This is a genomic window from Synechococcus sp. UW179A, from assembly GCF_900473965.1.
GTDB lineage: Bacteria > Cyanobacteriota > Cyanobacteriia > PCC-6307 > Cyanobiaceae > Synechococcus_C.
In genome coordinates this window covers 1-7541 of sequence record NZ_UCNJ01000008.1, presented here as the reverse complement: position 1 = coordinate 7541, position 7541 = coordinate 1, and the positions used below count along the sequence as shown (strand labels likewise).

At 50.5% G+C, this 7541-nt stretch carries 7 protein-coding genes and 1 pseudogene; 5 read left to right on the top strand and 3 right to left on the bottom strand.

Annotation, left to right across the window (positions count from 1 at the left end):
• Nucleotides 1-165: 165 nt before the first annotated feature.
• Nucleotides 166-279: pseudogene (locus DXY31_RS03330) on the top strand (Nif11-like leader peptide family RiPP precursor); the annotation flags it as partial.
• Between the two features lie 42 nt (nt 280-321).
• Here DXY31_RS03330 and DXY31_RS03325 read toward each other — a convergent pair.
• Nucleotides 322-1026: a Coq4 family protein gene (locus tag DXY31_RS03325; RefSeq protein WP_114992142.1), complete on the bottom strand. Its 705-nt coding sequence runs from the start codon at nt 1024-1026 to the stop codon at nt 322-324.
• Between the two features lie 135 nt (nt 1027-1161).
• Nucleotides 1162-1425 (bottom strand): DUF1651 domain-containing protein, encoded by a 264-nt coding sequence (locus tag DXY31_RS03320; RefSeq protein WP_114992141.1) that lies wholly within the window; start codon nt 1423-1425, stop codon nt 1162-1164.
• Between the two features lie 64 nt (nt 1426-1489).
• On the opposite strand from DXY31_RS03320, the gene DXY31_RS03315 reads away from it, so the two are divergent.
• The gene (locus DXY31_RS03315) at nt 1490-1756 is read left to right on the top strand and encodes a hypothetical protein (protein WP_114992140.1); all 267 of its coding nucleotides are present in this window, start codon (nt 1490-1492) and stop codon (nt 1754-1756) included.
• 802 nt (nt 1757-2558) lie between these two features.
• Here DXY31_RS03315 and DXY31_RS17300 read toward each other — a convergent pair.
• Nucleotides 2559-2810, bottom strand: a complete 252-nt coding sequence (locus DXY31_RS17300; RefSeq protein ID WP_206749785.1) for a hypothetical protein — start codon at nt 2808-2810, stop codon at nt 2559-2561.
• 1030 nt (nt 2811-3840) lie between these two features.
• On the opposite strand from DXY31_RS17300, the gene DXY31_RS17295 reads away from it, so the two are divergent.
• From DXY31_RS17295 to DXY31_RS03295, 3 genes are all read left to right on the top strand, one after another.
• Nucleotides 3841-4146, top strand: coding sequence for a hypothetical protein (locus tag DXY31_RS17295; protein WP_137024882.1), 306 nt, complete (start codon nt 3841-3843; stop codon nt 4144-4146).
• A 180-nt stretch (nt 4147-4326) separates the two neighbouring features.
• A complete protein-coding gene (locus tag DXY31_RS16715; protein ID WP_170953524.1) occupies nt 4327-4482 on the top strand; it encodes a hypothetical protein in 156 nt (51 codons plus the stop codon).
• A gap of 1910 nt (nt 4483-6392) precedes the next feature.
• The coding region (locus DXY31_RS03295; protein WP_114992137.1) for a hypothetical protein at nt 6393-7541 on the top strand (1149 nt) is incomplete at its 3' end.

Sequence of the window (7541 nt, the reverse complement as noted above, 5' to 3'; positions counted from 1 at the left end):
GCCACAGCCTACACACTCAAAGCCCTAAGGGGTTTTTTATTGCTTCAAACACCCCCAAAAGACCATGAATCAGCCTTCAATACCTGGCACGATTGAGCGCAGTGATTGTCAGCCAAAGCTATTGCAGCAGGGTGTTGCTATGACTTCTGAAATGTCCTCATCACCATGTCAGATGAGCAACTCAACGCGTTCCTAGAGAAGGTCAAAGGCGACACCAGCCTTCAGGAGAATCTGAAAGCTGCTTCGGATGCTGATGCAGTAGTTGCGATTGCGAAAAAGAATCATAGGAATCTTTATTGTTTAAAGCATTAGTATTCATTCTCAAGAAGAAAGAGTTTCCCACCGATGTATTTCATCCTGAAAAGGAGAAATCTCCAGTAGAGAAGTTAGACCAAGCTCAGATCGCCATTCAGCCAAAGGTCGCTCCCATCCTTCTTCCCAGCGAAACGCTTCCAGGAAGACTCCAGAAAGACCTAGTTGAGAGCCATAGTTAATACCTTCCCAGATCAATCGATGTTCATCGGGCTCAATCAGTCCATGGGTCAACCAAGTGGCTAATAATCCAATATGAAATGGCATGTTTTTTGTAATTAAATTGTATGCACTCGCCGCTGCTTCTCCCGCAACGGAAATAGGCAAGCCCATAACGACATGCTGAATATCATGACATATTGACAATCTATTTAAGACATAATCCTCTTCGTCGTCAATCAATGGCAAGGTCATTGGTAGTTTATCAATACCAAGGTACGTAAGCCTTTGCTGCATACAAAAACCAAGGCTTCCTTTTGGCATCGCAGCCATTTCGGCCAATGAGGGCCACGCAATGGAATATCGCTCATTAATCAGAGGCCGCAGCTGTGGATGATTTAAAAGTCGTTTAATACTATCCCGGTGAAGCTCTGACTTGGTAGGAACAGAAAAATATTTAGCGTGCTTGAGAATATGCTCGGGATCCCTGGCTGATTGAAGAACACTTACGGCCAATTTTAGGACGTCATCTTTAAATTCAGTACGGGAAACCATGTCGTGAATTTGCGAGACTTTTTTGGTCTAGACCTGCCGAGCATCCGAGTCACTACTCATAACCGAACAAAGGAGGTCGGTTTATCAGCCAAAGCATCAGATGTGAAATGCATTTCCATCAAGCAGATCTGAGCGTCACCACTTGGGCTGACAACGCTTCCACCCGCCTGTTTTCAGCATCGTTTCCCAGGCTTCGATCGCGTTGTGCCTGAGCATCCGACGAACCACAGGCTGACCACTGCCGCGTAGCGGTCTGCTCTCGACAACAACCCACTGCGCGTGTGCGGTTGGATTGGCATTGGTGAAGCTGCAGACCTTCTGTTCCTGGGTGTTCACCAGCCAACCCACACCTGCCTTTGGCGGGTGGCGATCAACAAGTGGGCGGTCCTTGCTTGGCATCCCGACACGATGGCGAAACCGACTTGCTGATGCTCGGCAAACTGGAACCTACAATCAGTTGTTCATGCCAGAAACCACCAGCCCGAAAGTCAAATTGACATGTCTGCAGGGGTTGGCTGATCTGGAACGAATCGAAGGGCAATTTCTGAATGCACTGGCAGCAAGCGACCCCGAGGGAGCGGCGGTCATGCTGCGTTTGTTGCTGGCCCACATGGCATCGACCAGCAAACGCTTGATGTTGGCAATGGTGCTGGACCGCGTGGATGCGGATGACCTGGGCACCTTCAAGCCGACAAGTCAGCCGGGACTGCAAAGTGCTGCAGAAGCCTGAAACAGGTCTGCAAAAAAGTGAGAGCACTGCTCTCACTTTTCCGTCAAACCCTGCTTGCAGCGGATTGCAGACGCCTGCGGGTGAGAGCAAGAATCCAGTGCCTGACTAGACAACCCTTGCAACGACTGGGCTCGTGGACGCCTTCGTAAAGCGTGGGTCGCCTGTTCAAGTCAGGTCATCGGCTTAAGTCACAGCATGGGGTCTCAAGCAAATGGGCATAGCGTGCCCATCCAAGAAGAGCTTGGATTGAATCCAAGCTACGGGAGCTTGCAGACCAGACATCTGCTAAGGCTGAAGTAGAAACCGAGATTCTGGAATAGGTCGGTGGAGTCAACTCCGTGCTATTAGCCGGTTGCTCATGCCAGCCGAGAGCGCTGCTGCATGGAAGCGAGATAGACAATTCATCCAGGGCTTCACGGATGCGGTGGATTGGCTAGAGCTGAACGGGCGGAAGTCTTTACGGGCAATCAAACTCCCCACTCATGAGAGCGGAGCCTTGGTCTGAAACTGAGTGACTCAGATGTCATCAGCCTCGAGATTTAACAGCATCACATCTCATGAATCCTGATGCTGAGCTCTAGAAGAGCTGGCACCCAGATGGCAAAAAAGATAATCGCCAGTATGAGTTCCATAGCTCTTCTTATCGGCGAACACACCGTCTCCGGTTTCAGTTCCTGACTCGATGACCTGCCTCATGCAAGCCTGTGTGCTTGCTCAAAGGATCAGAGGGCATTCTCATCCAATTCACCACTGATTCACCTGTGTATGGAGTTGTGGATTTAGGGCATCCAATCGATGGTGATTAAAGACAGCAGAACACCATGGAACCCATCACCGCCACCGTCGTCATCGTTGCTCTTGTCGCACTGGCCTGCTGACCTTCGCCACCTGGTCTGACACTGCCTTTTAGTGCATGGCACTCAACAAGTAGTCGGTCCTTATTGGGCATGCAGACTCGCTGGCGAAACGTCCAGCCCCCTCTCGGTTTTGAGAGGGGGGCGGGAGCGTCCAATAGGACCCGGACAGCGGGGGAGGCGAAAGCCGCTTCGGACAACCTCTTTACATTCCGCAATGATCTGCTTAATATTTGTTTATTAGCAGCAATCTCATGTTCGGCACCTCGGATCTCCTAGTTCTGATCGTCAGTTTCGGCGCTGCTTGCTTCACGCTCAGCCTCTATAAGGCAGCTCGCCCCGTTCAGTGACCGGCTGACTTTGAGGTCGAATTGACAGTTCGGATTAAATCTCTGTCAGAGTCTTTCTGCCCAGGCGCCGACAAAGACCATCGAAAGCTTTGCAATCCTGTCCATCAGCTTCGTTTTCCTGCTGCTGATGACGATCAGCTCCAAGCTTTACAGCCGCCCCGCTGAAGGCTGATCGCTTCTTTAGGCAGGAATTTCAGCGACTTGCGGAAGACCATTGAACTCCATGCCGATCTTGGCCTATTCTTTGATCAACGCTGTTTATTTCTGGCAGAAAGCTGCTGCTTTTGAAGTGGATGTGAGTTTTCGGCTTGTATTAGCGACCATACTCAATCTGTAACTGGCACATTCCCCTGCGCTGGTCAGTCAACTTGGCGTATTTCGCCCAGCATGAGGGCTATGTCACCGCCAGAACGGCAAGCACCAGAACCAGCACATTTCTGGCATTCATCAAGACGCCTGACTCACAACGAATTAAAGAAAATCGGATCAGAAGTCCACGGATCAGCCTTTGCGGTAGGCGTCAATGCTGCTGAACCCCGCCGAAACTAGTGATACCCAGTAGGCACGCGTGCCCACTTATGGCGTAAGAATTGCTGAAACGTGCCGGGAGAATTCGACAGACTTCCAGCTAAAACTGAATTTTCAGTCCCAGACAGGGCTCTCTTACGATTTGGTAATCGCCTGTTTAAGTCAAGGCATCGGCTTAAGACTCAAACCCACTTACTGCAGGAGTTTTGCGCTGTAACTGGGTTTTGTCTTTGGGGGCAATTTTGCCTTTGCGCTTACACCATCCTTCGTTAGACCAACGCCTTACTACCCTCACTCTCACAGCTGCCTCGGCAAAATCGATCACAAGACTGCGCAACAGCTGCCCTAAGGCTTGGTCTCTCCAAAACATGCAGTGCAAGGTCTTCCTGAGCATTCAATCTGGCAAAGGAGGCACCACCATTACCACCATGACGCGCCTATCGCCTGGGCCGCTGACACCGTACCTGAGACAGTTCAGATGATCACCGAACTGCTCACATTGGTAGGTGAGGGTTTCGATCTGCGTGAAGCACTCGCAAAATCCACTGAGCCCGCTGCGGCGATAAGTGCACAAGTGACCAGCCGCTTTCTCTATGTCCCCGAGAAAGTCTTTTCCCGCCTGGATCAACACAGCTTGAGTCACCCCCCTGGGGCATGAGCTGACTTTTTGCAAACTTAGTGAATGAAATGATCGATCGGGATGCTGCTTGGGGCTGCAATATTCCGATGCCTGAAGGCGCCAATTAGCTTGAGTTTTCTATGCCTCGCGGACTAATGCGCTTCAAACAGCGGTTTTGACAAACTCAACCGAACACATCCAACCATTCCGCCAATGGAGATGGTTGAACGTGGGACGTTGGTGGACCTAAACGCCATCCTTCGGGGCGGCGTGGTACTCGTCAAAGAAGACCCTTTGAATCCCACCATCCTTGACAAGGGCCAGCCTCTGAAGGGAATCCTTCAGGGCCGCCTGATTAAAAACAGAGTTAGCTGAATGCACTCTCCATCGCTGCAATGAATAGGTGCAGTGATGCTGCCCACAGGGCCAGCAAGGCAATAAAAAACCCCACACGCGGCGGGGCTATAAAACACTTTACCTGGAGATGGATAGCAACAAGCACCGAACCCGCACTAAGCACGGGCATTAGATAACAGTGCAATCAGGATGCCTGAGGGCAGGGCCTATCACCGCGTCGTGTCTTAAATATCACCTTATAAGTGTTATTGCGCTGATTTCGATCCCAATTCATACGGGCCGCTTGAGCAAAAAATTTACCCCCTCCAACCGGGCATGCTGCAGGAGAAGCCAATTTCACACCATCTGCATTGCATACTTCACCGGGACGCAGGGAATTAAGGGGACCAGACCCTCGGCAAGTAACTACATTGCGATCAAACGTTCCGGAGTAAGCACCATCAACCGTCCGCCGGATTTGAATTCGATTTGTAAACGATTTACAGTTTCCTTTTCCCACGTTCTTATAGACCGGGAAAGCGCGAATAATCTGGCTGGAGGTGTATTTGCCTGGTGCCGTAACCGACCCGGAAGAACCGCCCACTGAACGATACTTAAAGGAACTGGTCGGAGTTGTAATCCGCCAGAACAGCTGGATATCACATTGACCAAACGGGTCCCGTATTTCATCCCGGATCCCTGGCTTTAAATTCTCGACTGAAGGCTGGGGATCAAAACCTTGAGGCAAGCTTTGGGAGCGGACTGAAGAAAGAGATCCAACCCAGACTGGCGCCATCAGCGAAGCAGCAAGTGCACATTGACTGGCGCATTTAATGTTGAGCATGACGATAGAGAAGGATTGATTGAGGATTGACTAATTCCCTCAATGTTCTAATCATATGGCTATGCTAATGCTCAGAATGTGAGGCCAGTCAATTATTTCTGTGAGCTTGATCACAACACCTCTCAGAAAAGCTCTGGGCACTATGCCACTCACCAATCAATCAATCATTCTTATGGCAAACTCCCATATGCCATGAAATCAGCCTGGACCTCTCCTCTTCAACCAATCAAGTCACCATCTAATCCGACTCGATCTCAGTAGCGACATCCCTTCCAATCCGTTCGATCCCGGGCACCAGTCAGACTTGCAGAAATAAGCAACCCGAACCCTTAGCGCAATCAGCAGCTCTAGAAGAAGAGCCAGGCTCATCTCAGCATCGAAGCTGCTTAGCTAAAGGCAACCACTTAAAGCATTCCCAGGATGTAATAAAAAGCATGTACGCGCGAAAGAAAAGCATTAAGTAGTACCAAGCATTATGAAGATTGATGGAGTAACAAGAGGGCTTTAAACGAGTCCCTCAAGACTCTACACATGTTTTAACCATTCTACTTATCTTGCCTCAATCACTCGAGGCCCCTCATCCATCCACTAGTACATAGACGATTTGAAGAAGCACCTGCCGAGCAGGCTGACTCGAAAACTGTGATATTGACGATTCTGCTTGTCTTTGAAGCTGAGGTTACAAACCCATGTAAAGAGATCTGGCTCGTTCATTGCTAATCAGAGCAACAGCTTGAGTTCTTACAAAAACAGGAACAGCCATGTGAAGTAGAAGCACAGGCTGGCATTGAAGCCGAGTGGACCATGAAGCGAAAGGGCAACTTGCCGATCAACTCCTCAAAAAAAGTATCGCTGTGAAGCGAGGGAAAAACCAGATCCAACGGTTGCTGTAGGGATGTCTTTAAGCACCAACTGACCTTGAACCACTCACCAGGTCGAAAAGTCTTCTGACATACGAATTGCCAAACCCGTTGACTGTGACCAACATCACAAAAGGATGAGAGCTCCGACAACAACTCTGCATGCGATCACGGAGATCCTGGGCTCATCGGTGGTCTGTCACCGCCTCTCTCTAAGAGAACTCCTAATCCTCACCTTTCGACCAATGAATTTCGCAACCAAATCCCTCGCCTTGAGCTTCGTAGCCGCAGCTGGTCTAAGCGGTTTCGATACACTCGCCCCCCTCTCCGCCAGGGCCGTCACCCGATGCAACAGCGGAACGCTGCTGGGCCGATACTCCTTGAAATCCGAAGTCACCAATAAATATGTGCGAGCAGGCATTGGCTCCGGTGCCTACGTCGGTGCAACAAGCAACAGAGTTAGCGGCAGCACCAGTTGGGAAACCTTCGACATCTATGACCTGAGCAATCGAGATGGCCTTACCGGAACAATCTATGCGCTGCGAAGTACGCAAGATCCCAATAGCTGGGTGAGTGTGAACTCTCAAAAAAAACTCAAACTAATGCGTGGCTGCAACACCGCCAGCAGAAACCGTCTTTTCCGCGCCAACAGGGTCAGCAACATCCTTCAGCTTCAATCACTCTCCAATCAGCTATGGGTAATGCGGGGCCCCGACAGGATGCTTTACGCCAATGCAGCGCCCATGGGCGGCAACGTGCCCAAAGAGATGCAATATCGACTAACGCGCCTCGGTTCCGGGCCATCAAGCCCCGATACACAACCGCAGGTCAACCTCAACGGCTGGTTCAGAGGCAATAACAAAGGCGTCTATTCCGCACAACGCAGCGGCAATTCATTCCAAATGAAAGGATTCCTCAATGGCAAGCCCTTCAATCTGATCACCGGCAACATCCAGGGCAACATCATTAATGCCAGCTGGAAAAACTACTGCAATCGCAACACAGGCTCCCTCAAACTGCGCATCACAAGCAACGGTCTGGTCAAAGTTGGCGGTAACCCTGGCTTCAACACCTCATGGTCTCCCACACAAAATCCAGGCTCCCTCAGCAACACTCCTGCTTGTCAGGAGCAACAGTCGCAGCTCAACCTCAACGGCTGGTTCAGAGGCAATAACAAAGGCGTCTATTCCGCACAACGCAGCGGCAATTCATTCCAAATGAAAGGATTCCTCAATGGCAAGCCCTTCAATCTGATCACCGGCAACATCCAGGGCAACATCATTAATGCCAGCTGGAAAAACTACTGCAATCGCAACACAGGCTCCCTCAAACTGCGCATCACAAGCAACGGTCTGGTCAAAGTTGGCGGTAACCCTGGCTTCAACACCTCATGG

What these genes read in the sequence shown, in the direction of transcription:
- DXY31_RS03325 (WP_114992142.1), bottom strand. Translation starts at nt 1,026, where the DNA reads ATGGTTTCCCGTACTGAATTTAAAGATGACGTCCTAAAATTGGCCGTA.
- DXY31_RS03320 (WP_114992141.1), bottom strand. Translation starts at nt 1,425, where the DNA reads ATGCCAAGCAAGGACCGCCCACTTGTTGATCGCCACCCGCCAAAGGCA.
- DXY31_RS03315 (WP_114992140.1), top strand. Translation starts at nt 1,490, where the DNA reads ATGCCAGAAACCACCAGCCCGAAAGTCAAATTGACATGTCTGCAGGGG.
- DXY31_RS16715 (WP_170953524.1), top strand. Translation starts at nt 4,327, where the DNA reads ATGGTTGAACGTGGGACGTTGGTGGACCTAAACGCCATCCTTCGGGGC.